The 25,097-nt window shown below is 74.0% G+C and carries 15 protein-coding genes and 1 tRNA gene; 7 read left to right on the top strand and 9 right to left on the bottom strand.

What is annotated here, in order from left to right; all coding sequences use genetic code 11:
* Nucleotides 1–116: 116 nt before the first annotated feature.
* Entirely contained in the window at nt 117–1,616 is a 1,500-nt protein-coding gene (locus ABZX96_RS35835) for a M1 family metallopeptidase (RefSeq protein WP_355553072.1), read from the bottom strand.
* 540 nt (nt 1,617–2,156) lie between these two features.
* On the opposite strand from ABZX96_RS35835, the gene ABZX96_RS35830 reads away from it, so the two are divergent.
* Both ABZX96_RS35830 and ABZX96_RS35825 read left to right on the top strand, forming a co-directional pair.
* Nucleotides 2,157–4,124 carry a Xaa-Pro dipeptidyl-peptidase gene (locus tag ABZX96_RS35830; protein WP_355553069.1) on the top strand — a complete coding sequence of 656 codons (1,968 nt, stop codon included), beginning with the start codon at nt 2,157–2,159 and terminating at the stop codon, nt 4,122–4,124.
* Between the two features lie 397 nt (nt 4,125–4,521).
* Entirely contained in the window at nt 4,522–5,775 is a 1,254-nt protein-coding gene (locus ABZX96_RS35825) for a M14 family metallocarboxypeptidase (protein WP_355553077.1), read from the top strand.
* Between the two features lie 372 nt (nt 5,776–6,147).
* Here ABZX96_RS35825 and ABZX96_RS35820 read toward each other — a convergent pair whose 3' ends face one another.
* Entirely contained in the window at nt 6,148–7,143 is a 996-nt protein-coding gene (locus ABZX96_RS35820; RefSeq protein WP_355553066.1) for an FAD-dependent oxidoreductase, read from the bottom strand.
* A 112-nt stretch (nt 7,144–7,255) separates the two neighbouring features.
* Here ABZX96_RS35820 and ABZX96_RS35815 point away from each other — a divergent pair, with 112 nt between their 5' ends.
* The 4 genes from ABZX96_RS35815 to ABZX96_RS35800 all read left to right on the top strand — a co-directional run bounded on the left by ABZX96_RS35815 (nt 7,256) and on the right by ABZX96_RS35800 (nt 13,284).
* Nucleotides 7,256–8,305: an oxidoreductase gene (locus tag ABZX96_RS35815; protein ID WP_355553063.1), complete on the top strand. Its 1,050-nt coding sequence runs from the start codon at nt 7,256–7,258 to the stop codon at nt 8,303–8,305.
* A 495-nt stretch (nt 8,306–8,800) separates the two neighbouring features.
* Complete coding sequence (locus tag ABZX96_RS35810; RefSeq protein WP_355553060.1) at nt 8,801–10,933, top strand: FUSC family protein; 2,133 nt, start codon at nt 8,801–8,803, stop codon at nt 10,931–10,933.
* 296 nt (nt 10,934–11,229) lie between these two features.
* Nucleotides 11,230–11,303: transfer RNA gene (locus ABZX96_RS35805), tRNA-Ala, on the top strand.
* A 190-nt stretch (nt 11,304–11,493) separates the two neighbouring features.
* Nucleotides 11,494–13,284, top strand: a complete 1,791-nt coding sequence (locus ABZX96_RS35800; RefSeq protein WP_355553057.1) for an SDR family NAD(P)-dependent oxidoreductase — start codon at nt 11,494–11,496, stop codon at nt 13,282–13,284.
* Nucleotides 13,285–13,335: 51 nt separating this feature from the next.
* Here the strand turns inward: ABZX96_RS35800 and ABZX96_RS35795 are convergent, their stop codons facing one another.
* The 7 genes from ABZX96_RS35795 to ABZX96_RS35765 form a co-directional block, all read right to left on the bottom strand.
* Nucleotides 13,336–15,192, bottom strand: coding sequence for an ATP-binding protein (locus ABZX96_RS35795; protein ID WP_355553054.1), 1,857 nt, complete (start codon nt 15,190–15,192; stop codon nt 13,336–13,338).
* Nucleotides 15,189–16,532: a hypothetical protein gene (locus tag ABZX96_RS35790; protein WP_355553074.1), complete on the bottom strand. Its 1,344-nt coding sequence runs from the start codon at nt 16,530–16,532 to the stop codon at nt 15,189–15,191. The genes ABZX96_RS35795 and ABZX96_RS35790 overlap by 4 nt, the downstream gene beginning before the upstream one ends.
* Nucleotides 16,533–17,022: 490 nt before the next feature.
* Nucleotides 17,023–17,871, bottom strand: a complete 849-nt coding sequence (locus ABZX96_RS35785) for a hypothetical protein (RefSeq protein ID WP_355553051.1) — start codon at nt 17,869–17,871, stop codon at nt 17,023–17,025.
* Complete coding sequence (locus ABZX96_RS35780) at nt 17,868–20,339, bottom strand: Tex family protein (protein WP_355553048.1); 2,472 nt, start codon at nt 20,337–20,339, stop codon at nt 17,868–17,870. The genes ABZX96_RS35785 and ABZX96_RS35780 overlap by 4 nt, the downstream gene beginning before the upstream one ends.
* Before the next feature lie 381 nt (nt 20,340–20,720).
* Nucleotides 20,721–20,855 (bottom strand): LPFR motif small protein, encoded by a 135-nt coding sequence (locus ABZX96_RS35775; protein WP_355553045.1) that lies wholly within the window; start codon nt 20,853–20,855, stop codon nt 20,721–20,723.
* 278 nt (nt 20,856–21,133) lie between these two features.
* A complete protein-coding gene (locus ABZX96_RS35770) occupies nt 21,134–22,003 on the bottom strand; it encodes a hypothetical protein (RefSeq protein WP_355553042.1) in 870 nt (289 codons plus the stop codon).
* A gap of 55 nt (nt 22,004–22,058) precedes the next feature.
* Nucleotides 22,059–24,254, bottom strand: a complete 2,196-nt coding sequence (locus tag ABZX96_RS35765; RefSeq protein WP_355553039.1) for an ATP-binding protein — start codon at nt 24,252–24,254, stop codon at nt 22,059–22,061.
* A 227-nt stretch (nt 24,255–24,481) separates the two neighbouring features.
* Between ABZX96_RS35765 and ABZX96_RS35760 the strand changes: the two genes are divergently transcribed.
* Nucleotides 24,482–24,880, top strand: coding sequence for a hypothetical protein (locus ABZX96_RS35760; RefSeq protein ID WP_355553036.1), 399 nt, complete (start codon nt 24,482–24,484; stop codon nt 24,878–24,880).
* The last annotated feature ends 217 nt before the right edge of the window (nt 24,881–25,097 follow it).

Here is a 25,097-nt window from a genome sequence, read left to right as displayed (position 1 = left end):
GCCACCGGGGTGACGGCGGCGCGGCGGGCCCGGGTTCCGGCTCCGGCGGTGGCTTCGGCGGTGCGGCCTCAGGGGTGAGGAGGCCGCGGTGGCGCGCACGGTGCCGGTGGTGGCCCTCAGTGCTCGTGCACGTGGTTCGTGGCCTGGATCTGCTTCCACGACTTGGGCTGGGCCGGGCGCAGCGTGGGCGCCTGCTGCGCGGCGATCTTCGCCTTCTTCGCGGCCGGGGCGCCCGGCTTGACCGGCTGGTACAGCCAGGTGTCGAAGAACTCCGCCAGCGGCTTGCCGGTCTTGCGCTCCGCGAACTTCACGAAGTCGCCCACCGAGGCGTTGCCGTACCGGTTCTCGGTCGGCCAGGACTTCAGCAGGCCGAAGAACGCCTTGTCGCCGACCTTGTTGCGCAGGGCCTGGAGGGTCAGCGCACCCCGGTCGTAGACGGCGATGTCGAACTGGTTGTCCGGACCCGGGTCGCCGGGCTTGACCGTCCAGAAGGAGTCGTCGGCCGGGTGCTGGGCGTAGACGTAGTCGGCCAGCTCCTGGGCCGTGCCCTCACCCTCCTTCTCCGACCACAGCCACTGGCTGTAGCGGGCGAAGCCCTCGTTGACCCAGATGTCCTTCCAGTCCTTGAGGGACACGCTGTCGCCGTACCACTGGTGCGCCAGCTCGTGCACGACCACGGAGACGTTCGTGCCGTTGTCGAACGCCTTCTTGCCGTAGAACGGCCGGGTCTGCGTCTCCAGGGCGTAGCCCGCGGGGACGTTCGGGACGTAACCGCCCACGGAGTTGAAGGGGTAGGGACCGAAGACGGTCTCCAGCCACTCCGTGACCTCGGTGCTGCGCTCGATGCTCGCGCGCGCCGAGCCGCTGTTCGCGCCGAGGTCCTTGCTGATGGCGTTGATGACCGGCAGGCCGTTGGCGGTGGTGTCCTTGGTGATGTCGAACTTGCCGACCGCCAGCGTGGTCAGGTACGTGGCCTGCGGCTTGTCCGAGCGCCAGTTGAAGCGGGTCCAGCCGAGCTTGGAGGACTGCGAGAGCAGCACGCCGTTGCTGATCGCCTGGGTGCCGTCCGGCACGGAGACGGAGATGTCGTAGGTCGCCTTGTCAGTGGGGTGGTCGTTGCTGGGGAACCACCACACGGCCGAGTCCGGCTCCTGCGCGACGACCCCGCCGTCCGGCGTGCGGGCCCACGCCGTGTAGCCGTCGATCTTCACCTCCGACGGCTTGCCGGCGTAGCGCACGACCACGCTGATCTCTTTGCCCTTCTCCAGCGGCGCGGCCGGAGTGACCTGGAGCTCGTGCTTGCCGGTCGCGGCGAAGGACGCCTTCTTGCCGTTGACCCGCACCTCGCTGACCTTGAGGCCGAAGTCGAGGTTGAAGCGCGAGAGGTTCTGGGTGGTCTTGGCGAGCAGCGTCGCCGTGCCCTCCAGGAGGTCCGTCTTTGGCTGGTACTTCAGGCGCAGGTCGTAGTGGGAAACGTCGTATCCACCGTTTCCGCTCTCGGGATAGTAGGAGTCGCCCACGCCCGGAGCGCCGGGCGTGAAGTCGGCCGCCGATGCCGGGATCGCCAGCAGCAGGCTGAGCGCGACCGCGCCCGGAACGAGGATTCTGTGACGCACGAGTTCCTCCAACTCGTAGGGGAAGTCGATCTCTTATGCAGACCCTATGTACTCAGGTGGGCGCCGTCATGTCCATGGCTCCACACGACACATGATCGACATCCGGCCGACACGATCCCGGGGGATCCGGCGCCCGGCCTCGTCCCCCGCCCCTTCCACTTCCGTCCGGCATGCCGCTCCACCACGGCTCTGAACTGCTGTTGCGTCGCGGCGAAGATCACGGACGGGGCTTCCGCTTCTGTGCATGGAGGGACCCGCGCCCTCGCTTCCGGGTGTGATCGACTTCGTCCCGGGATGGCCCGGCCGTGCGAACCGGCCCGCGCTCGCGGTCTCCTCCGCGATCGGGCCCGCCTCCATGGGCCCGCGCACGAGCCAGGGACGCATACCGGCACGAACGCGCCACTCGTCGTATACGGAGCGGACGATCCCGTAGGAGGACGAAGCCCCTCACGTCGCGGTGCGCGCAGCCGTCCCGCACGCGAACGGACATGGTCATCCGCACCCTTACGCACGGGAGTTCGCCCGCGCTACCGTCCGCGGGTGACGATACGTGCGCGGGTTCCCCGCATCCCATGGAAAGTGCTCGCGACGGCGGCCGTCGTCGCCCTGCTGTCCGTCCTCGTCTCGCCGGCCGCCGCCCAGGCCGCGTCGGACGAGAGCAGACCCGTCTACTCCTACGACCGCGCGATCCGCGAATCCGTCTGGGTGGACACGAAGATCGACGGTGACGAGGACGGGCGGACCGACCGGGTCGCCGTCGACATCGTCCGGCCGCGCGAGCCCGCGGAGCGGGGCCGCCGGGTGCCGGTGATCATGGATGCGAGCCCCTACTACTCCTGCTGCGGCCGGGGCAACGAGAGTCAGAAGAAGACCTACGACGCCAACGGCCGGCCGGTGCAGTTCCCGCTCTTCTACGACAACTACTTCGTGCCGCGCGGCTATGCGACGGTGCTGGTGGACCTGGCGGGCACCAACCGTTCGGACGGCTGCGTGGACGTCGGCGGGCGCTCGGACATCCAGTCGGCGCGCGCCGTCGTGGACTGGCTCAACGGCCGGGCTCGTGCGTATGACGCGCGCACCGGCGGCAAACCGGTCCGCGCCGACTGGACCAACGGCCGCACCGGCATGATCGGCAAGAGCTGGGACGGCACGATCGCCAACGGCGTCGCGGCCACCGGCGTCCGGGGCCTGGAAACCATCGTCCCCATCGCCGCCATCTCCTCCTGGTACGACTACTACTTCGCCAAGGGCGCCCCGCTCTACGACTCCGGCCCCGACGCCCTGGCCGACCGCGTCGACAGCCCCGAGGCCCGCGCCCGGTGCGCGGTCGTCCAGAAGAAGCTGGCCGACGGCGCGCCGCGCACCGGCGACTGGACCGACCTGTGGACCGAGCGCGACTACGTCCCCGACGCGAGCCGGGTGCGCGCCAGCGTCTTCGTCGTGCACGGCCTGCAGGACCTCAACGTCCGCACCAAGCACTTCGGGCAGTGGTGGGACGCGCTCGCCGAGGAAGGCGTGGAGCGCAAGATCTGGCTCTCCCAGACCGGCCACGTCGACCCCTTCGACTTCCGCCGCTCCGCTTGGGTGCCGACCCTGCACCGGTGGTTCGACCACTACCTGATGGACTACGACAACGGCATCGACGAAGAACCGATGGCCGACATCGAGCGGGCCCCCGACCAGTGGGCCACCGACCGCCACTGGCCCGCCCCCGGTACGTCGGCCACCACGGTCCGGCCCCGCGGCGGAGACCAGCCCGGCGTGGGGCAATTGGGCACCCGCCGCGCCCCGTACGGAGCCACCGAGACCTTCACGGACGACTCGCGCCTGAGCGAGGCCGACTGGGCGACCCACATCGACACGTCGACGCCCTACAAGGCCGGGTTCACCACCAAGCCGCTCAACCGGCCGCTGCGCCTGTCCGGTTCCGGCAAGGTGACCGTCACGGCGACCCCCTCCACCTCGACGGCCCACCTCTCCGCCGTCCTGGTGGACCTGGGCCCGGACACCATCCGCAACTACGGCGCCGCCGGCGAGGGCATCCTCACGCTGCCGGACCGCACGTGCTGGGGCGCGAGCACCACCGGTGACAGCGCCTGCTTCAAGGAGACCAAGGCCGACGTCCAGAAGGTGGAGCACACCGTCTTCATGCGGGGGTGGGCCGACCTGGGCAACTACGCCGACGCCCACAAGGGACGGCCGCTGACCCCGGGCAAGCCGTACACCATCACGCTCGACCTGGCCGCCAGTGATCATGTCGTGCCCGCCGGGCACCGGCTCGCGCTCATCGTGGCCGGTACGGACGCGGGCCTCATCGACCCGCCGTCCTCCACCCCGCGGCTGACCCTGGACCTGGCACGTACCTCCGCCCAGCTCCCGATCGTCGGGGGCAGCAAGGCGTTCACCCGCGCCACAGCAGGCGCGAGCGGGCACCTGTCGCCCCAGCCGTCGCCGCTGGAGGGCATCGCGCCCCCGCGCTCGATGGAGCACATACCGCACGCCGGCTGACCGACGCGGCGGGGCCGGTGGGCCGGTACCGCCGACGCGGCCGGCACAGCCGGCGCTCTGACGGTGGGCCGATGGGCCGGGGAGGACGCGCCGCCCACCGGCCGGGCGGCGATCGGCGCCGTCCACCGGCCCGGCGACGGCTCGGTGAGCAGCGTCGTCCACCGGCCCAACGACGGCTTGGTGATCGACATCGCCCATCAGCCCGGCGACGGGCCGGTGGACGATGCCGCCCACCGGTCCACCGGCCCACCGGCCCATCGACCCACTGGCCCACCGCCCCATCGGTCAACCCCGCACTTGTTCCGTCCCGTTCATTTCAGGGAGGCACCCCCTCGTGAGAGCCCACGTCCGCCGCCTCGGCATCGGGGCCATGGCCGCCGCGCTCGCCGTGAGTCTGATGGCCCCGCCGGCCGGGGCCGCCGGCGACCCGCACGTCCCCCGCACCGGCTTCGAACGCAGCGCGGGCGCCCGCTGGACCACCCAGCCGGAGGAACAGGACTTCCTCGCCGCCGTGGACCGGGACAGCGACCGGGTACGGATCGACCGCGTCGGCGTCACCGCACAGGGCCGCCCCGTCCAACTCGTCCGCATCGGCGCTCCGGCGCCCGAGCGCCCGAGTGAGGTGCGGCGCGGCAACTCCGTCCTGCTCATCTGCTCCCAGCACGGCGACGAGCCGTCGGGCCGCGAGGCGTGTCTGTCCACCGTCCGTGACCTGGCCTTCGCCCGGGACCGTGCCACCCGCCGGTTCCTGGAGGGCACCAGCGTGCTGGTGATCCCGACCGCCAATCCGGACGGCCGCGCCGCCGACACCCGCGGCAACTCCGCCGGGATCGACATCAACCGCGACCACCTCGCCCTGCGCACCGCCGAGGCCCGCGCGATGGCCGCGGTGATCCGCGACTACCGCCCCGACACCATCTACGACCTGCACGAATACGGGCCCACCCCGCCGTACTACCAAAAGGACGTGCTCGCGCTGTGGCCCCGTAACCTCAACACGGCCCGGGCGGTGCACCACGAGTCGTCCACCCTGTCCGACGCGTACGTCCGGCCGCACGCCGAGAAGGCCGGGTTCAGCACCGGCGTGTACGGGATATGGACGGACCCGGAGACCGGTGCCCCGATCAAGCAGGTGGCGGGCGATGGGCAGGAACGCATCCTGCGCAACACCGCGGGGGTCAAGAACTCCCTCGGGCTGCTCGTGGAGACCCGGGTGGACGCGCTCACCGACGAGGAGAAGGCCGACCCGTCGCTGAACAACCGCCGCCGGGTCACGTCCCAGCTGGCGGGCCTGAAGGGGCTCTTCTCCTTCGCGGACCACCGCAGGTCCCGTATCGAGGCGGCCACGACACGCGCACGGCTCGCCGGTTTCGCGGACCGGGGGCCGGTCTACCTGGGTGGCGCGGACAACGAACCCCCCGCCGAAGACCGGGTTCTGCGCAACCCGCCGTGCGCCTACCGGCTGAGCGCCGAGCAGTTGGCGCAGGTCAAGGACGAACTGGCGCTGCACGCGGTGTCCTGGCGGCCGTCCCGCGGGGGTGCCGTGGTCCCGCTGCGCCAGTCGATGAGGGCGCTGATACCGCTCCTGCTGGACGGGCGGGCGACGTATCACCTCACGGCGGGGACGCCGGTCAGCAGTTGCGGGCGGTAGGTGGACGAGGGGGGTGATCTGCGCGAATCAGGGGCGGGTGTGATCCGTGAAGTGGGGTGGGGCCCGGTGCCCGTCGGCAGCGGGGAACGGGGGTGAGGTGCCGCGCTTGCCCCAGCGTTCCCGTACCGAGAGTGCCGCGCCCGCCCCAGCGCTCCGGTGCTGAGGCGCGGTGCCGGGCCCAGCTCAGTGTTGCCGCACCGAGGCGGCGGTGCCGCGCCCGCCTCAGCGCTCGCGCACCCAGGCGTGTGCCGCGCTCGGCTCGCCGTGGCTGCGCGAGGCGCGGTGCCGCGCTCGGCTCGCAGTGCCTGCCCCGAGGTACGGTGCCGCGCTCAGCTCACCGTTCCCGCACCGAAATGCGGCACCGCACCCGCCTCACCCTTCCCCCACTCCGCGCAACAGCTCGGCCACCTCCTGGGCGCAGCCCCAGGACACCGTGACGCCCGCGCCGCCGTGACCGTAGTTGTGCACGCACGGCACTCCGTTGGCGAGTGGTTCCGACGTCAGTCGTACGGTCGGCCGGGCGGGGCGCAGGCCGACCTTGTGCGCCAGGATCCGGGCGCCCGCGAGCTGGGGAAAGGCCCGGGCGCAGCGGTCCACTATGGCCTCGGCGATGGCAGGTTCGGGCCGCCGGGACCACACGTGTGCGCGTGCGGTACCGCCGAGCACCAGCCCGTAGGGCTGCGGAAGGACGGACGTCAGGATCGCCGACCGTGATCCGGGGGCCGCGAACCACTCCTCGATGCCGGGGTTCTCCACGACCACCACCTGTCCCTGCACCGGGTGGACCGTGCGGTCCGGGGCGAGTTCGCGTGCGCCCAGGCCCGAGCAGTTGACGACCGCGCCCGCCGAACGGCCCTCCTCCTCCAGCGAGCGGACCGGCCGCCGCTCGACGGTCCCGCCGGCCGCGACCAGCCGCCGCTCCAGATAGCGCAGGTAGACGGGCATGTCCACCAGCGGCGTCCGGGCCCGCCAGCCGGACTCGTACCCGGCGGGGAGTTCCGCCGCGGTGGCCCGTCGCGGATTCGGTACCGTCCCGGGGTCCTGCCGCGGCTCCCGGATCGTCTCGTGCCAGGCGTCCGGGTCCCAGTCGCCGGTGTCGACCATCGTGCCCTCGGCCATGCGCACGCCGGTCTCCTCCGCGCGCTCCGCCAGCCGCGCGAACGCCTGGAAGGACCGTACGAACCACGCGAGCGCCCGCGCCTCCGGCTGGATGCGATAGGGCCAGCACAACCCGCCGGCCACCGCCGACGTGGTGTCAGCCGCCGGGTCACGGCTGATCACCCGCACCCCGTGTCCGTCCTCCGCCAGTGTCACGGCGGCCGTCAGCCCGATGACCCCGCCCCCGACCACCACCACATCGTTCGTCATGGGCGGACGCTATCCCGGCCGCCACCGGCGGGCGAGAGGCCGGAGGGGCGCACCCGGGGGCAACGCACACCGAAGGGGCGCATATCGGTCGGCGCATGGGGATACTCAGGACATGCCGACGCATTACGCGACCTTCGGGCTGGCACCCGCCATGCGGGCCGGCGGTGTGCTGGCCAACGGCGTGTATCAAGCACACCGCGATTTCCTGGACTTCATCATCGACGGCCGCCCGCTGCTGTTACGCCTGGCCGATCTGGACGCGGTCTCGCCGCTCGCCGCGGATCTGGGGCCCACCCTGTTCACCGCCCACGTCCGCGGGTTGCTGCTGGAGTCCGAGGCTCCGCTCGCCGGCGGGCGGCACGTTCTCTACGGCTGTCCGGAATGCGCGGGCTTGGAGTGCGGAGCGGTGACCGCCGTCATCGAACGGGACGGTACCGACATCGTCTGGCGGGACTTCGCCTGGCAGACCGGCGAGAGCGCCGACCTGGCGCGCGAGGGGTACCCGGGAGTCGGTCCCTTCCGGTTCCGCGGTGATCAGTACCGTGCCGAGTTGGAACGGCTGCTGTCAGAAGACGACAGTCACCCCGCCCCGGGCGCCGCGCGCCGGGTCCTCCTCATCGGACACCGCACCGCCGCACTGGGCAAGCTGGCCGCCGCGCTGCGCGGCATCGGCGTCGGAGCGGAGATCGTCCGGGACGCGGTCGGGGTCTCCCACGACGAATTGCGCTCCTATGGGGCGGTGGTCTTCGAGCGGGGTGTGGGGGAGGAGCGCCGGACGGCCGTACGGAAGGCGTTCTTGGCCGCCGGGTCCTCGGCGGTGCTGGTGGACGGGCTGGCGCCGGTCGTGCCGCTGCTCGTCGCACAGATCGAACAGGCACTGGACCGCTGTCCGCAGGACCAGCGCCGCCTGCTCCGGCTGGCGGCCGTCCCGGGCGAGGCCACCCTCGCCCTCGCGGCCCCCTGCCGGGTCCGGCTCACCGCCTACCGCGTCGGCCGCGTGACCCGTGCCCGGCCGGCCGAGCTGTTCGACGCGGAAATGGGACCAGGGGAGCACCGCGTACCGGTGGACGTGCGGGCGACCAAGGGGGAGGCGTTCGTGGTGGCCCGGACGACGGGGAGCGTCCTGGTCACGGCGGTGGCGGGGGAGGCCGCGGGGCGGTAGGGGGATGCAGGGCGGTAGGGGGGACGCGGGGCCGACGGGCCGGATCGGCTGCCCCGGGCTCGGTGGGCGGGGTCGGTAGGGGCGGGCGCGGTGACCGGCGGGGTTCTCGCATCGGGTGAGGGGGCGGGGGTGGGGGCGGGGCGCGTACGGGGAAGAGAAGGTGCGCGCGCTGGACGGAGAGCCGGTGGACCGGCCGGTGTCCTGGGGCGGACGGGGGATCGGGCGCCGGCCGGCCGGCGGGGCCGGCGGGGCGTACGTAAGCGCCGAGGGAGGAACCGGCGCAGGTGAGAGCGCATACGCCCCGTTGCGGGCGCCACGGAGGTGGGTGGCGAATCGGGCGAAGTGGGACCTTAGGCTGGTAGGGCACCGTCGGTCGATGACGCCCCACGGGTACCACTCGTTGTCGTCCGTCCCGTTCGGCGCGGTCGATGTGCCGTCATCAGGCGGCCGTCGCGCGCCGGAACAGGCGGTCGCCGTGCCGTCCGAAGGAGTCCCATGGTCCGCGACCGGCGTGCCACACCGGCCTGGCTCGCCCACCCCCTGCGCTGGCAGCGGCTGCCCGTCCCCTGGGCGGCCGTCGCCCGCGGGGCACTGTGCGCGGGGCCGCTGCTCGGTGCCGGCGTCGCCCTGGGACGGCCGGCGGCCGGGGTGCTGGCGGGCCTCGGCTCGATGCTCGCGGGCGTCAACGACCGCCCCGGGACGCGCCGCACCGGCATCGTCCACATCGGCCTGCCCGCGCTCGCCTCGGCGCTGGGCATGTTCGCCGGCGCCGCGCTGAGGGGGGCCGACGCGGGGTGGTGGCTGGTCCCCGCGCTGTTCGTGGTGGGGTTCGTCTCCGGTGCGGGCAGTGTCGCGGGGCCCGTCCGCTCCAACGCGGGCATGCAGATGCTGGCCGCCACCATCCTCGGCGCGGGCATGCCCCTGTCCGGAGCGCCCTGGGTGAAGGCGCTCTACCTGCTCGCCGGGTGCCTGTGGCTGCTCCTGCTGCGGCTGGTCCTGCGGTCGCCGCGCCCGGTCGGTGGTCCGCTCGTCGGTGAGCGGGCCGCCGTCGCCACGGTCTTCGACGCGCTCGCCGACGCGCTGGAAGCGGTCGGCGGCCCCGACGCCGAACCCGCCCGCCGCCGCCTCACCATCGCCCTGGACCGCGCCGACGAGGCACTGCGCCTGCACCGGCTCCTCGGCCGGGTGCTGCGCCGCCCGGTCCGTACCGAGGAACGGCTGCTCGGTGAGCGACTGGCCGCCGGAACGAAGCTGTGCGAGGCGAGCGTGGCCCTGCTGTGGGAGGCCCGCCCGCTGCCCGCCGGGATCGCCGACGGCCCGCGGCGGCTGGCCGTGGCGCTGCGCACCGGCCGCTCCCCGGGTCGGCTGCCCGCCCCCGCGACCGGCTCGCCCGCGCGCGCCGCCTTCGAGCGGGCGCTGTTCGACGCGGCGGTGGCGTTCGCCCGTACGCGGCCGGAGGCGGGGGCGACGGCGCAGCTCCCCGCGGACGGAGCGCGTGCGGGCGCCACTCCGGTGGGCGGGAAGGTGCTCGACGACCGGACGGGGAGGATGCCCGTCGGGTCCGCCCGCACCGGCGCGGGCGACGGGCCCGGCCGGAGCGCCGCTCGCGCGCGGGTGACCGCTGTGACGCGCCGGGTCGCGGGCGTGGCGCGCTCGGTGTCCGCCGCACTGAGTCCGCGGACGCGGCCGGGCCGCAGCGTGTTCGGGCCCGCCGGCCGCGACTACGGCACACGGGTCGCCGTCTGCGTCGGGGCCAGCACGGCCGTCGCCCTGCTGCTGCGCCCGGATCACTGGTACTGGCTGCCGGCCACCACGACGTTCCTGGTCAAGCCCGATCTCGGGCCGCTGTTCTCGCGGACGGTCAACCGGTTCGCCGGCACCGCCGCAGGTGTGCTCGTGTTCGCCGCGGCGGGCACGGTCGTCGGCGGGGAGTGGTGGCCGGCGGTCGCCGCCGGGGTCGGCGGGGCGCTGCTGCCGTTTGCCACCCGCCACTTCGCCCTGCAAACCGTGGCGATCACCATCATGGTGCTCTCGTTCGTCTACGTCAGCGGAGATCCGCAGGCCGCCGGCGAACGGATCGTGGACACCTCCATCGCGTGCGGCATCGTCCTCGTCGTCGGCCACCTGCCACGGCTCGCGGACCCGCGGCGCCGCGTCGGCCAGCGGGTCACCGCCGCGCTGCGCAGCACCGAGAACTACCTGAACTGGGTGCTGGCGGCGGAACCGGGCGAATCCCCGGCCACCCGGCTGGCCCTGCGCCGGATCGCCTACCGGACGCTGGGCGAGGCACGGGTGGCCGCCGAGACCGCCGCCGCCGAGCTGCTGCCCGTCCGAAGCCACCAGCCGGACTGGCTCACCGTCGTCACGGCCGCCGAACGCATCACCGACGCGGTGACCGCCTGCGCCGTGCGCCTCGACAACGGCGCGCCGCGCCCGAGCCCCGAGGAGTCCCGGCGGCTGTGCGCGGCGCTGTCCTCGATGGCGGACGCGCTGGACGACCCCCGCCGCCGGGGCGACCTGGCCGCGACCGTCCCCGCACCGACGCTGCGGTCCGTCCCGGACTGCGCCACCCTCATGGACGTGGCGGCCGAGCTGGAACGGCTGCGGGGGAGCGCGGGGGCTCGCTGAGGGGGAGACGGGGGCGGGGCGTGGTGCTCTGCGGGGGAGACGTTGGGGCCCGGTCTGGTCGTCGGGGTCGCGTTCCGCTGGGGTGCCGGTGGTCCGGTGGGTCAGGGGGCCGGTTACGATCTCGGTCAATGCCTGGGTGCGGTGTTCCGCGCTCTCCGGGGACGAGTGTCAGGACGCCGGTGTGCGGGCCGACTCGGTTCCTCAGGGGAGTGCCAGGGGGCGCGCTGCGTTCGTCCGGTGATCGTTCTCCGCTTCGTGCGGGCGGCCCTGGACCTTCGGCGCCGGGCAGACGGGAGGACCCCGTAGCGCAGAGGCAGTCGCGCCGTCCTTGCAGGACGTGAACACGCCGGTTCGAATCCGGCCGGGGTCACTGTGTGGACGGCGAGCCGGTCTCGCCGGTGGACGGTCGGTGTCGCTTGTGGGCGGTCGGTGTCGGGAGGCGTCACCCGGTGAGGGCTGGGACGCGATCACTCGGGATCGGGGACGCGTCGTCCGGGGCCGTCGCTTGGTGAGAACGGACATGGGGACGAGTGGTGGGGCGCGGGGGCTCGATGGGTGAGATGTCCGGCCCCACGGACGAGGAACTGGCAGCTTTCGACCGTACGGTCGCCCGGCTGCGCGCGCTGCCCGTCGATCATCCCGTGCGGCTGCGCGCGGAACGGGTCGCCGAGTCCTTCGTACGGGACGGACGGCTGACCCGGCGCAAGGCCCGCAAGGGCGAGCGCGCGGCGGCAGACGCGGACCTGCTGGCCGCCACCGCGACCGGAAACCGGGCCCGCCGCGAGGACGCGGCGCTGGAGCATCCGGCCCATCCGGCCCATCCGGCCGAGTCGGCCCAGCCGGGAGCCGGTTCCGGGGCCGGTTCTGCGGCCGTCCCGGTTGGCGTGGACACGGCGGGGGCGCCGAGCACCCTGGGGCCGCCGGTTACCGCGAGGCCATCGGGCACCGCGAGGCCATCTGGCGCGCCGGTCGGGCCGAGCGGGTCGACCGGGCCGGTCCGACGGCTGGCCCGTCCGCGCCGCTGCTATGTCTGCAAGGAGCTCTACTCGCGGCCCGATGCCTTCTACCACCTGCTCTGCCCGACGTGTGCCGCCGACAACGCCGCGCGGCGCGGCCTGAGGACGGACCTGACCGGCCGCCGGGTGCTGCTCACCGGCGGACGGGTGAAGATCGGGTTCCAGCTCGCGCTGATGATGCTGCGGGACGGCGCGGAGGTACTGGTCACCACCCGTTTTCCGGGCGACGCCGGGCGCCGTTTCCGGGCCGCTCCAGGCAGTGACGACTGGTGGGAACGGCTCACCGTCGTCGGGATCGATCTCCGTGATCCTCGGCAGGTCCTGGGCCTGTGCGACCGGTTGCGGGAGCAGGGCGAACCGCTGGACATCCTCGTCAACAACGCGGCGCAGACCGTCCGCAGGCCACCCGCCTCCTACGCCCCACTCGTGGCGGGCGAGCACGCGGAACCGCCGGCGGGGGTGCTGCCGGCCAGGGTGCTCCGCGCCCCCGGTTTCCGCACCGAGGACGCCGTCCGGGTGGCGCCGTCCGTGCGCGGCGGTGGCCCGTCCGCGCTGGGTGGCGAGCCGGCACTCGGGCTCGTCCTGCCGGGCGCCGCTCCCCACGGCCCGCACGGAACTGACGTGATCGGCGACGGCCTTCCGGGAACGACTGACCTGATGGGCGACGCCTTGCCCAGACCTGTCCCGGTCAGCGGCGCCCTGCCCATCCCCGGCCCGATCGGCGACGGCCCGCCCGCAGCAGACGCGACCGCCGACGACCTTCCCGGAACAACACCCCCGGTCGGCCACGCCCCACCCACCCCGTCCCCGTTCGGACAGCTCGACGAGGCCGGGCTGCTGCCGGACCGCTCGGCCGCCAACTCCTGGTCGGCGCGGCTGGGCGAGCTGGACCCGGCCGAGCTGCTGGAGACCCAGCTCGTCAACGCCCTCGCTCCGGCGCTGCTGTGCGACCGGCTGCTGCCCCTGCTGCTGGCCTCGCCGCGTCCGCGCCGGTACGTGGTGAACGTGACCGCCGTCGAGGGCCGGTTCACCGTACGCAACAAGACCGGCGGCCATCCGCACACCAACATGGCCAAGGCGGCGCTGAACATGCTCACCCGCACCAGCGGTCCGGAACTCGCCGCGCGCGGGGTCCACATGTGCAGCGTCGACACCGGCTGGATCACGGACGAGAACCCGTGGCCCAAGAAGGAGCGGCTGGCCTCGGCCGGATTCCGCACGCCGCTGGACGTCGTCGACGGCGCGGCCCGCGTGTACGACCCGATCGTGCGCGGCGAGGCGGGGGACCCGGTCTCCGGGGTGTTCCTGAAGGACTACCGCGAAGCCGCGTGGTGACGCACGGGACGGAGGCGGGGCGACCGGTGGGCCCCGCGCGGGAGCCCGGGCTCATCCGCGTATGGACCCGAACACCTCGATCCAGAACCGCTGGGCGTCGTCCGCGGCGCCGACCAGGTAGGTGGAGCGGAGCTTGGGCGGCAGGAAGGGAACCAGCCGGACCACCGCCTTGCGGTACTTCTTCAACTGGGACAGCTCGGCGTTGGCGAACACCTGGTGCACCTGGTCGGTGTCGTTCGTGCCCTCGCTCGTCGTGGCCGCCGCCCGGCGCAGCCGTTCCTCCCAGGTGTCGAGGTCCTTGGCCAGTTCCCGCAGGCCGGTGACGGGGCGGCCGTTGAGCCGTTCGATCAGCGCGGTCAGCGGGACCGGGGCGTACTCGCCGTCGCCGAGGTAGATCGTTCCCATTTCCAGGGGGAGGTCCCGCTCGTGGAGTTTGATCAGCCGCTCCAGCGTGCGCTTGGTGATCCAGGCCCGTCCGTCGTCGTCGATGTCGTGCTTCCACCACTCCAGGACGGTTTCGGCCACGGCGCCGTACCGGGTGATCAGCCACTCGTTGGCGGGGATGTCACCCGGCTCGACCGTCAGGGAGGCGGTGAAGCGCGACGCCTGCGCGAGGTTGTTGCGCGCCACCAGGAGCTTGCGTCCGAGGTGGTACGGCGGGTTCTGGATCGCTATCTGGGCGCGCAGGTTCTCGATGCGGCGGCCGGCCAGCGACCACTCCTGGGTGATCTCCATGAGCTTGGCGAAGGCCGCCTTGTCCTTCGGGCGGTTGTACTCGTCCCAGACGATCACCTTCGGCTCCGGGCCGAGGAACGGGCGCGCCAGCAGGTTGTCCAGCGTGCCGTCCGGGGTGGGGAAGGGGGCGCACAGGTCCTCGACGTTGGTCACCGGCAGGGAGAAGTACAGCGGGTCGCGGCCGGCCAGCTCCTCCCGGACGGTCTGCCGGACCAGTTCCGTCTTGCCGCAGCCGGGCGGACCCTGGAGCAGCACCGTCCAGCGGTTGCGCAGCGCCGCGCGCAGCACCGAGCGGACGGGGTCGGGGATCCTGGCGCGGTTGGGCACGCCGAGCGCCCCGGCGAGGCGGTCCAGGACCTCCTCCGTGCGGTCCTTGGGCCGCCGGCCCTGGCCCCGTTCCTCGACCAGCCGCAGCCGCTCGCCGTTGACCAGCGGCAGGCCCCAGCGCAGCGGGAACTCCTCGCGGGCGTTGGCCAGGACGTGGTCCAGGGTGCGGGGCGAGAGCAGTTCGCGCAGGGCGGGGGAGAGGGACGCCCAGACGTCGAAGACGCCGGTCAGGTCCCAGTGCGGGTACTTCCCGGCGAGGTGGCGGCGCCAGGAGGTGTCGTTGGCGGTGATCCGGATCGTCACCATCCGGTCGAGGATGGCCAGGTCGCCGCGCAGGGCGGCGGTCTCGGCGAGCGATTCGTTGTCGGTGAGGAAGACGCCGACGCAGCCGAGTGCGCGCAGGTCGTACTCGCCCAGCGTCCAGTCGCAGGCGATCTGCATCAGCTGCGACTGGATGGTCTCGCCGGCCTGGAGGGAGTCGTCGATGAGCAGGACGAACGGCTTGCCGGGACGCAACTGGCTCATGACGAGCTGACGCAGCGCCAGCTCGCCGGTGGTGGCGTCGCGTACCGGCGCGTTGGCGAGCAGGTCGTCGGGTGTGAGGTTGGCGGCCGGGACGAACACCAGCTCCGTGTCCGGGTATGCGGCCGGGATGTGCGAGAAGAACGTGGCCGTCTTGCCGATGCCGTGCTCGCCGAAGACCTGGCCGGTCTGCCCCATGTCGATCATCGCGTCGATGAAGGCTTCCAACCGGGACGGCCCGGGGTGCTCCTCCGGCGCCTCGGCGTAGGTCGCGTTCGCCTGCCGGGTGGGGCGCGCGGGGGCGGTCGTGCCGGTGGTGCTCATCGCTCTCCTGTCGTGACGTAATGGCAGGCCATGGGCGGGTGGTGGGTCTCGGGCCAGTCGGTCCCGCCCTCGGTGATCAGCCAGATCCACTTCTCCGGCTCGGCGGGCGTGATCGGCGGGGCGTACCCGTCGGTGAGGACGACGACGGCGTCCGGTACCTCCTCGAAGAAGGCGCCGTCGACGGCCGTGCGCCCCTCGACGTAGTCGGCCACCGCCTGGAAGCTCGTACCGCCTCCGCCGTACACCCGTTCCCCGGGGGTGAAGGGCATGACCACGGCGTCGAACGACAGCCAGTGCGCCTCCACCCCGTCGATCCGGCCCACCAGTTCGGTCAGCCACGCCACCACGCCGTCGGGCATCGAGCCCGAGGTGTCGTACGCGATGACCAGCACCTTGTCCCGTACCGGGCCGCGCCGGGACAGCATCGGGTCCTGACCCAGGGCGGCGAGCAGCGCGCCCCGCTTCTTCGGATAGACGAGCCGCTCGCCCTCGCGCAGCCTGGAGCCCAGGACGTCCACCAGCCAGCGCTGCCACCAGTGCACCTGCCCGGTGCGGGCCGTCTCGCCGCGCAGCATCCCCGCGCCGAGGTTCCCCCACAGGCGGTGGGTGCGCTCCGTGGCACCTTCCGTGCGCTCCAGCAGGTCCAGCAGCTCCCGCTCGGCGCCGGGGTGGCCACGGCGCGCGGCCAGCAGGGCGTTGAGCAGCGCGGGGGAGACGATCCCGTCGACGGTCTCCTGATCGGTCGGTACGCCGGTGCCGGAGAACCGCACGCACCACCCCGTCGCCGGGACGGGCGGCCGGGTCATCCGCTTCAGCTCCGTGTAGACGCCCAGGTCCGTGTCCACGAACTCCTCGTACGCCAGCGGCTCCAGCCCCTGGGCGGTGAGGTCGGCCACGTAGTCGGCGTGCACCGTACGAGGGTCCACGCCCACCGGCCGGCCCTCCAGCGTCGGCAGCTCCGTCCGCCCCAGCCGCACCAGCGCGACATGGTTGACGGCGACCTCGGCGGCGATCTCGAAGACCGGATCCGCGCGCAGCTCCGGTTCGGCGAAGAGGTGACGGTGCACCAGGTGCCGTGCCTCGTGGAACAGCGCGAACTTCACGCCGTCCAGCCCCAGGCCGACGAAGAACTCCGGGTTGTACAGGAGCAGGCAACCGCCGTCCCCGGAGGTCGCCACGGCGGCCGTCGGTATCGCCGTCGTGGGGATCTGGTGCGCGCACTTGGCGTAGATCCAGGAGGCGACGACGGACTCGGTGAGCCCGAAGTCCAGCAACGCGGCCTCTTTCAGCCGCCGCGCTTCCTCCACCACCGCCGGGTCGGCGGCGCACACCGCCTCCACCGCCCGCCGGTCCGTCAGCCGGACCGCCGTGTGCGCGGTCGGCCGGTGCGTGCCCGGCACCCGGCGTGCCGTGTCCCCCGTCGAATCCGTCGAATCCGTCGAATCCGTCGAATCCGTCGAATCCGTCGAGCCCGTGGAACCCGTCGTCCTGCCCTCGTCCGCCGGCAGGACGGCCCGGCCCGCTGCCGGGATCGCGTCCGCTGCCGGCAGGACGGCCTGGCGCGCCACCTGCCGGACGCCCCCGCCTGCCGTCGGCCCGGCTTCTTCCCGTACGTCCGGCGCCGTGTCCTGTGCCACGTCACCACCCCCGTTCTCAGCTGATCCCATTCGTATCAGGGGGTACTGACAACGGCCCGCCGGGCCTCGCGCGAGGCCCGGGGCGGTGCGGTCCCGGGCAGCCGGAGACCCCGAATCGGGCACGGACCGCACCGGCCACCGCCACGCGAGGACGTGGGACACAGGGCGCGAAACACCCGGACCGGAGGCGCCCCTACCCCGCGATCGCCCCCGCCGTGCCGATCAGCTCCGGCACCGTCCCGGCGAAGGTCGGGAGGAGCTGTGCGCACACCGCCCACGCCTCCGGGCGCGGTCCCAGGTGTTCCCTCACGAGCGGGGCGAGCGTCTCCCGCGCCTCTTCCAGCCGGTGCGGGAACGCCGCCCGCCCCGTGTCCAGGTCGGTCAGCACCTTTCGGGCGGGGCGCAGACGGGACACGTACTCCCGGGGGCCGTCGATGACGCCCGCGCGCAGCAGCCGACGCGTGAACTTCGGGTGCGAGCCGAACTGCGCGCGCAGCGACGGCGGGCAGTCGATGCGTACACAGAGGTTCCAGCGGGCGTAGCCCGGCAGGGGTTCGGCGCGGTCCGCCGCGGCGATCGCGTCCCAGTGCTCGCGCGACACCAGCGCCGCGGCGGACCGTCCGTGGCCCATGGTGCGGGCCCGGCGCAGCTCCCCGATGACGCCGTGCGGGCTGTCCGCCAGCCGCAACCGCGGCTCCGGCGTCCCCGCCAGGCTCGGGTGCACCGGCACCGGGCCGGGGTTGCCCGGCCCGAAGGGCACGCCGCGCAGGATGTCCCGGCGGATGGTGTCGGTCGCCAGGGCCGACGCGTAGACGTACGCGTTGAGCTCGGGGTCGTCGCGTTCGAGCATCCACAGCATGAACCACTCGCCACGCCAGTACCGCAACAGCTCCCTGACGGCCGAGGGCTCCACCGGCTCCGGCACCAGGTCGGCCGCGGACAGGCCGAGCCGGGCCGCCGCCCGCTCGGCGTCCGCGGCCTCGGCCAGCCCCAGCAGCAGCGCGAGTTCGGTGCGCCACCGCCGGATGTCGTCCGTGGTCACCGGCCGCCGGGCTCCTTGCCCAGGAGCCCGGCCCGGCGCAGGGCGTCGGCCATCGCGCCGTTGGCCGGTGCGGCGTCCCGGCGGTCCCCGCCGCGCCGCTGACCGCCGCCCTGCCGCTGCCGCGGCGCGCCGCCGCGCCGTTCGCCGTCCCGGCCGCCGCCCTGGTTGCCGCCGTTCCGCGCGCCACCGGGGCGCCGTCCGCCGTCCCGCCGCTCACGGCCGTCCGCGTCACCGCCCTTGCCGTGCTCGTCCTCCAGACGCAGCGTCAGGGAGATCCGCTTGCGCGGGATGTCCACGTCGAGCACCTTGACGCGCACGATGTCGCCGGGCTTGACCACGTCCCGCGGGTCCTTGACGAACGTCCGGGACATCGCCGACACGTGCACCAGGCCGTCCTGGTGGACGCCCACGTCCACGAACGCCCCGAAGGCGGCGACGTTGGTCACCACACCTTCCAGCAGCATCCCCGGCTCCAGGTCGCCGATCTTCTCCACGCCCTCCTTGAAGGTGGCCGTCTTGAAGACCGGGCGCGGGTCGCGGCCCGGCTTCTCCAGCTCCTGGAGGATGTCCGTCACGGTGGGGAGCCCGAACGCCTCGTCGACGAAGTCGGCGGGCTTCAGGGAGCGCAGCACCGCCGTGTTCCCGATGAGGGACGCCACGTCGGTGTCCGCGGCCTTCACCATGCGGCGCACCACCGGGTACGCCTCCGGGTGCACGCTGGAGGCGTCCAGCGGGTCGTCCCCGCCCCGGATGCGCAGGAACCCGGCGCACTGCTCGTACGCCTTCGGGCCCAGCCGCGACACGTCCTTGAGCGCCTTGCGGGCCTTGAAGGGACCGTTGGCGTCCCGGTGGGCGACGATGTTCTCGGCCAGCCCGGAGCTGATGCCGGAGACCCGCGCGAGCAGGGGGGCGGAGGCGGTGTTGACGTCGACGCCGACGCCGTTCACGCAGTCCTCGACCACGGCGTCCAGGGAACGGGAGAGCTTCACCTCGGACAGGTCGTGCTGGTACTGACCGACACCGATCGACTTGGGGTCGATCTTGACCAGTTCGGCCAGCGGGTCCTGGAGCCGCCGCGCGATGGACACCGCGCCGCGCAGCGACACGTCCAGATCGGGCAGTTCCTGGGAGGCGAAGGCGGAGGCGGAGTACACCGAGGCGCCCGCCTCGGAGACCATCACCTTCGTCAGCTTCAGCTCCGGGTGCGCGGCGATCAGGTCGGCCGCCAGCTTGTCGGTCTCCCGGGAGGCCGTGCCGTTGCCGATCGCGATCAGCTCGACGCCGTGCTCGCGGGCCAGCCGCGCCAGCGTGGCCAGCGACGCGTCCCACTTCTGCTGCGGCACGTGCGGGTAGATCGTTTCTGTGGCCGCCACCTTGCCGGTCGCGTCCACGACGGCGACCTTCACGCCCGTACGGAAGCCGGGGTCCAGCCCCATCGTCGCGCGGGTCCCGGCCGGTGCCGCCAGCAGCAGGTCGCGCAGGTTGGCCGCGAACACCCGGACCGCCTCGTCCTCGGCGGCCTGCCGCAACCGCAGCCGCAGGTCGATGCCCAGGTGGACGAGCACGCGGGTGCGCCAGGCCCAGCGCACGGTGTCCCGCAGCCACCCGTCGGCCGGCCGGCCCCGGTCCGCGATGCCGAACCGCCGCGCGATGGCCTGCTCGTAGGTGCTCGGACCCTCGATGGTCTCCCCGGCCGGCTCCGGCTCCAGGTTGAGGTCGAGGACCTCCTCCTTCTCGCCGCGGAACATGGCCAGCACCCGGTGGGAGGGCAGCTCGGTGAACGGCTCGGAGAAGTCGAAGTAGTCCGCGAACTTGGCGCCGGCCTCCTCCTTGCCCTCCCGCACCTTGGCCGCCACCCGACCGCGCGACCACATCCGCTCGCGCAGCTCGCCGATCAGGTCCGCGTCCTCGCTGAACCGCTCGGTCAGGATCGCCCGCGCGCCCTCCAGGGCGGCGGCCGGGTCGGCCACGCCCTTGGCGGCGTCCACGAACGCCGCGGCGGCGGCCGACGGCTCCACCGACGGGTCGGCCAGCAGCCCGTCCGCCAGCGGCTCCAGGCCCGCTTCCCGGGCGATCTGCGCCTTGGTGCGCCGCTTGGGCTTGTAGGGCAGGTAGATGTCCTCCAGGCGGGCCTTGGACTCGGCGCCCCGGATCCGCGCCTCCAGCTCCGCGTCCAGCTTGCCCTGCGCCCGTACGGACTCCAGGATCGCGGTCCGCCGCTCCTCCAGTTCGCGCAGGTACCGCAGCCGCTCCTCAAGGGCGCGCAGCTGCGCGTCGTCGAGCATCTCGGTCGCTTCCTTGCGGTACCGGGCGATGAACGGCACGGTCGAACCGCCGTCCAGCAACTCGACGGCCGCCTTGACCTGCCGCTCCTTGACGCCGAGCTCCTCGGCGATCCTCGCTTCGATGGATCCGCTGACGCCGGTGGACCCGGTCGCGGTCCCGGTGGTCTCGGTGGGTGCCGTCACGTTGCTCTTGCCCCGCTTTCACGCGCTTGCCTGAGCCTGCATTGTGCAGGGTGGCGGGCCGCGCTGTCGCGTGACCCCGGCGGCGGGGCGGCGGTGTGAGAAGTGGCACTCCCGACGGCACTCCGGACGCGCCCCGGGAATGCGCCGAACGGTGAGGGCCCTGCTCGGCGCCGGGTGTGACGTGCGGTTTTGTGGGGCGTGGGCGGGGTGCCCGCGGTCCGTGGGCCCGGTGCGGGCCGTTGTCGTGCGTGTGGTGATCCGTGGGCCCGGTGCGGGCCGCTGTCATGCGTGCGGTGGCCTGGTCCGCGGGGGCGAGGAATTACAGCGGGGCCCGGCGTGCCGGATGGCGCGCCGGGCCCCGGGGGCGCCTCCGGGGCGGGCTCACACCCTGCGCGTGCGCCGCGTGCCCCGGGACGCGCCGCCGAAGAGCCGGGCCAGGAGGCGGAAGGGCAGGGTGATCACGGTCGCGATGGCCGCCCCCACCGTACGGAGCGCGTCTGCGATGGCTCGGAACACGGACCCTCCCTGGAGTCGTCCGGTAGTGCGCGGATGCGGGGCGGGTAACCGCACGACCCATGGATAAACGGCCGGACGGCCACGCACAGGTGACGGGAGGCCGGGATCGCCGGAGACGGCCGGGCCCGGCCCAATGAAGCGCAGCCCTCGAACGCCCGCAGTCCCCGGTCGTTCTCAGCCCCTGGTCGTTCTCAGCCCCTGGTCGTTCTCAGCTCCTGGCCGTCCTCAGCCCCTGGCCGTGCTTCACCCCGGCCGTTCCCACCCCGTGACCGCCCTCCTCAGTCCTTGCCGGTGAGATCCGCCGGGAACGCCCCCGCTTCGAGCACCGTCGTGGCGTACCCGGTGGCCAGTTCGGTGAGCCGGGCCACGCCCTCGGCACCCAGGTGCTCGTAGGGGGCGCGGTCCAGCCGGTCCGTGGTGTCCTCCAGATCCGCGCGCAGTCGGACGCCCGCCTCGGTCAACTCCCCGTCGGCGTCCAGCAGACCGCGCTCCCGCAGCCGGTCCTGCGCCGCCGTCCAGTCGTCCACCGTCCAGCCGCGCGTCGCCAGCACCCACTTCTGGCGGGCGCCGCGACCGCTGGCGGTGTGCGTCACCAGGGCCTCCAGGCCGTCCAGCCCGGCGTCCAGCAGGGCCGCCAGGTGGCCGTCGCCGCGGTGTTCGCGCAGCAGGGACGCCGCGTGCCAGTACGCCAGGTGCGGGGCGTCGGGCACGGGCAGGTCGGCGTGCGCGGCGTACAGCGGCCGGGCGTGCCGGGTGCACGCCTCGGTGGCGCGCAGCGCCAGTTCCGCCGCCTCGGCCATCTCGGGGGCGTCCACGGCGTCGCCCAGCAGCCGCCGGAGCGTGGTGTCCGCGGCACGCAGCCGGGCCTCCAGCGTCGCCTCCGGGCTGACCACCGACCAGCAGTGCGGGACGTGCCGGGCTATGAGGTCGTAGTTGAAGTTGTAGAAGGTCGCGGCGACGGTGCCGGGCCCCACCGCCCCCAGCGCGGCGGCGCGGGTGAGGAAGTAGGCGGCGCCCGGGTCCGTGATCCCGAGCTTGGCCATCTCGGCGGGGAGGTCGGGCGAGAAGTAGACCGTGGAGTGGTAGGCGTTGACGACGTTGTGGCAGCGGCGGCCGGCGTGCTCGGGAAGCGAGGACGTGGTAGTCATGCCCGTCAGGTTACTCACCCGTAATTGACGGTGAAAAGGCACGTCTGTACGGGTGTTACGGGAGCGGCCGGGAGGGCGGCCGGGGAGGATCGGCCTCGTCTCGCCCGAAGGCGCCCGCTTCTCCGGCCGGAGCGGAGGCGTCCCCGGGCGGCACCGAGGAAGGCTCCCCACCCCGCGACGCCGGATCGCCCGGCGCGTCCAGCTCCTCCTGCCACAGCAGTTCCGTCAACCGCGCGACACCGGCCGTCAGATGGCGCCGGTAGGTCGTCATGGGGAGCCGCAGCAGCGCGGCGGCGCGCGCCTGAGTGCCCGCCGGCCGCATATAGGTGTGGTGGAGCGCGCGGAAGCCCCGCCGGTCCTGAGGGGACGCCTCCAGGGAGGCAGCCGCCGCCCGGATCGCCTCCCGCAGCGCCCGTACCCGCTCCTTGGGATCCGCCTCCGCCCCGCTCCGGGCCGCGACCAGGCGGGTGGTGAGCAGGGGCGAGTCGCGCAGCCCGTCGGGCCGGACGAGCGCGCGCAGCGCGTCCCGTACGGCGGCGGCGAACGCGTCGTGGTCCAGCACGCGCAGGGGAGCGGGCGCCGTGGGCGCGGCCACGTCCCACGGGTCCTCGGCGCGCTCCCGCTCGGTGAGCATGGCCAGCCACGCCGGTCCCGGCACCCGTCGCCAGTCGTGCACGAAGACCCCGAAGCGCCGCCCGCCGACCGTGAAGTCCGCGGCGGGCAGCCGGGCGAAGTCCACGTACGCGCAACCGGGCGCCCAGAACTCCGGGTCGGCGAACGGCAGCAGGGTCAGCGCGGGCCGGTCCCCGGTCAGGTAGTGGTGCGTCAGCCGCAGCGTGATGAGGGTCTGTACGGGCGAGACGTCCTGGTAGTCGTCCCGGCTCATCCAGAACCGCACCAGCAGCGCGTGCTCCCCGTCCCGCAGCTCGCCGTGGGACGCGAGCCAGGCGCAGGCGGCGCAGACCGCCGGGTCGTCGGGGGCGCCGGGCGGGGCGGAACCGGCCAGCTCGATCAGCGTGTAGAACCCGGCGGTGTCCCCGTCCGGCCCCAGGACCGTGTGCGTGATGGCCTCCGGGCACCGCGCCCACGCGCGCAGCAGCCGCGCCGACGCGGCCCCCTCGTGGCGCGCGGCGATCGCGTACGCCTGCTCCAGCCCGTCCCCGGTGACCGGGTGCGGCGAGACGGTGAGCCGGTCCAGCCGGGCGGCACCGGCCGCGCCGCCCGCCACCGGCTCCACCAAGGGGCCGGCCACCGGGCTGTCCCGGTGCAGGTACGCGAAGTCCGCCAGCACCGCCCGCTGCCGCGCCCGGTCGCCGTCCTCGGTGAACAGCCGCCGGTAGTACGCGCTGGCCCGGCGGTGCAGCAGGGCCTTGCGCTGCGGGTCCCGCCAGCCCAGCTCCGCGTCCAGCGCGTCCCGGACCAGGTCGTGCGGGTGCACCCCGCGGGGCCCGCTCTCCATGGCGGACAGGCCGCGCAGCCACTCGAAATGGGGGCGCGCGTCGGGCACGTCCAGCAGCGCCGCCAGCAGCGGCTCGGTCGTCGTCAGCACCTGCGCGGTGGCCTCCAGGGCGGCCCGGTGCCGGGGCGTGGGGACGACCTCCAGGAGGCTGGTCAGCAGGGTGCGGACGACGCGGGGCGACCGGTCCGGCGGAACCGGTTCCCCGCCGTGCGCCGCGACGTCCGCCACCAGGGCGAGCGCCAGCGGGTGCCCGCGGGCGAAGGGCAGGCCCCGCTCCTGGGCCGCCGGGGGCACCCCGCGGCGGGTGAGCAGGGCGCGGCTGTCCGCCTCGTCCAGCGGCCCGAGCGGCAGGAGGCGCAGCAGGCCCTGCCACGCCGGGTCCAGCCGCCAGTCCGGCGGCGGCGCCTCCCGCCCCGCCAGGGCGACCAGCGCGTCGGCGGGCAGGTCGGGCAGCAGTTCCCGGTGCAGCGCCCGGGTGGGCGCCCTGGGGTCGTCCAGCGCGTCGACCAGCAGGACGGGGCGTGTCCGGCCCGCGAGCAGCCGCGCCGGATCGGTCGCGCCGGGCCGCAGTTCGGCGGCCTCCAGGCGGACGGCGGGACGGCCGGCGCGGGCGGCCCGCTCCCCGAAGTGGTGCAGCAGCGTGGTCTTGCCGATGCCGCCCGGGCCGTGGACGTACACGACCGCGCCCCGGTCCGCGGTCAGCAGCGCGTCCCAGACGGCGGTCTCCTGGCGGCGGCCGACGAAACCCCGCTCGCGCGCCGCCGCGAGCCGGTCGCCCAACCGGTCGGTCACGCCCCCAAGTATCGGCCCGCGCCGGGCGGAAGGGGCCCTGCCGGATGGCGCGAACGGGGCGGGGCCGTGGCGCTTCCCGGCGGCGTGACAGGGCCGCGGGCCGGAGGGGGCGGGCACGCATTGGACGGCGAGTGGCCCCTTTATGGGCTCCGTTGCGGACATCGGACGCCCGTAGCTTCACAAGTGCCATCAAGCCCAGCACCGAACCGATCGGGAGGCGGAACGAGATGAGCCGCAGCACACCGTTCAGCATCCGCGCCGCGTTCGCGGTGGCGTCGGCCGCGGGGATCGCCGTGCTGTCCGTCGCCGGGCCGGCCTCCGCCGCCCAGTTCTTCGGCGGCACCCTCCACCCGGGCGAGCAGCGCTGCGTCCAGCAGAACGCCGACCACAAGGTCCGCGCCGACGGCAGGGCCACCGGCCAGGGAGCCAAGTTCAAGGTGCAGTACCAGGGGGCGACGGTGCCCGGCACCGGATCACCGGGCCTGGTCACCTCGTACGCGGCCGAACTGCGCGACACCTGGCCGGGCTGGCCCGGCGCCGGCGACTACACCGCCTGCGTCACCAACAACGGCACCGCGGACACCAACGTGCGCCTGACCCTCAAGACCGACGGCGAGTTCGGCTGATCCGCCGCACGAAACCCCGGGCGGCCGGCCCGGCGCACGGCCGGCCACCCCTCCCTGGTGTGCGGCCGGCCCGACACGGGGGCAGCCGGAGCACACCGATGGTCGGCCGGCCCCCCCCCCCCGGGGCCCGCCCCGGGGGGGCCGCCCGGGGGGGGGGCCCGCCCCGCCCCCGGCGGCCCCCCCCCCCCCGCCGGCGCGCCGCGCCGCGGGGGCGCGC

It is taken from the genome of Streptomyces sp. NPDC003077 (assembly GCF_040611095.1).
Classification (GTDB): Bacteria; Actinomycetota; Actinomycetes; order Streptomycetales; family Streptomycetaceae; genus Streptomyces.
The sequence above is the reverse complement of the archived record's forward strand: the minus strand, read 5'-3'. Positions and strand labels throughout refer to the sequence as shown.